Below are 1,811 nucleotides of genomic sequence, written 5' to 3'. Positions count from 1 at the left end.
GGGGGATGGAAAATGAATATCCAAGAAATGAAAGACAGACAAGAAAAAATCAGAAATTTTTCCATCATCGCGCACATTGATCATGGTAAATCTACTTTAGCGGACCGCATCCTACAAAATACAGGGACGGTTTCTGATCGCGAGATGCATGACCAAATGTTAGATTCTATGGATCTTGAACAAGAACGTGGTATCACGATTAAGTTGAATGCCATCGAGTTAGAATATAAAGCGAACGATGGGGAAACTTATATTTTCCATTTAATTGATACACCAGGACACGTAGACTTTTCATACGAAGTTTCACGTTCTTTGGCAGCCTGTGAAGGGGCCGTATTAGTTGTGGATGCAGCACAAGGGATCGAAGCCCAAACACTTGCTAACGTATACCTAGCTGTTGAAAATGATTTAGAAATCGTACCAGTAATCAATAAGATTGACTTACCAGCAGCTGATCCAGAAAAAGTGAAACAAGAAATCGAAGACGTGATTGGTTTAGACGCTTCCGATGCTGTATTGGCTTCAGCTAAAGCTAACATCGGTATCAATGAGTTATTAGAACAAATCGTTGAGAAAGTACCTGCACCAACTGGTGAAATTGAAGCACCTGTTCAAGCTTTGATTTTTGACTCTGTATACGATGCCTACCGTGGGGTTGTTTTGAGTGTCCGGGTGGAAAATGGTGTTATCCGTAATGGTGACCGAATTCAAATCATGTCAAATGGGAAAACGTTTGATGTCACTGAAGTTGGGATCTTGTCACCAAAACCAATTCCGCGTGACTACTTGATGGCCGGGGATGTAGGTTATATCACAGCATCTATTAAGACTATCCAAGATACACGAGTTGGGGATACGGTCACTTTAGCGACCAATCCTGCAACCGAACCATTAGCTGAATACAAACAAATGAACCCAATGGTCTATTGTGGTTTATATCCAGTGGATTCTTCAGACTATGTTGACTTGCGTGAAGCCTTGGAAAAATTACAATTAAACGATGCTTCATTAGAATTCGAAGCGGAATCTTCTCAAGCTTTAGGTTTTGGTTACCGCTGTGGTTTCTTAGGTATGTTACATATGGACGTTATCCAAGAGCGTATTGAACGTGAATTCAATATTGACTTGATTGCGACAACACCATCGGTAATTTACCATGTGTATAAAACAGACGGTACAATGGTTGAAGTTGCTAACCCATCTGAAATGCCAGATCCAACTTATGTTGAATCTATTGAAGAACCTATTGTAAAAGCTAATATCATGGTTCCGCAAGAATATGTTGGTGCCGTAATGGAATTAGCCCAACGTAAACGTGGAAACTTTATCACTATGGACTATTTGGATGATATTCGTGTTGATGTTAAATATGAATTGCCATTATCTGAGATTGTATTTGACTTCTTTGACCAATTGAAATCAAATACTAAAGGTTACGCTTCTTTAGATTATGAATTAGGTGGCTATCAAAAATCTAACCTAGTGAAATTAGATGTCTTATTAAACGGTGACGTTGTCGATGCCTTGTCAATTATTGTACATAGAGATTTCGCTGAAAGCCGCGGTCGTACTTTAGTTAGCAAGTTGAAAGACGTTATCCCAAGACAACAATTTGAGGTACCAATTCAAGCAGCGATTGGCCATAAAATTATTGCCCGTACAAATATTAAAGCCTTACGTAAAGACGTTACGGCTAAGTTGTATGGTGGTGACGTTACCCGTCGTCAAAAACTATTGAAGAAACAAAAAGAAGGTAAGAAACGTATGAAGGCTATAGGTTCAGTCGAAGTACCGCAAGAAGCCTTCTTAGC

1 protein-coding gene is annotated in these 1,811 nt (G+C 39.4%); it reads left to right on the top strand.

Going from position 1 to position 1,811, the window contains the following annotated elements; genetic code table 11:
- Window positions 1-12: 12 nt before the first annotated feature.
- Window positions 13-1,811: translation elongation factor 4 (gene lepA / locus ACRCJ0_RS13265; RefSeq protein ID WP_431390723.1), on the top strand; the 1,799-nt coding region annotated here is incomplete at its 3' end.

The sequence above is a fragment of the Aerococcus sp. L_32 genome, from assembly GCF_050689315.1.
The sequence above is the reverse complement of the archived record's forward strand: the minus strand, read 5'-3'. Positions and strand labels throughout refer to the sequence as shown.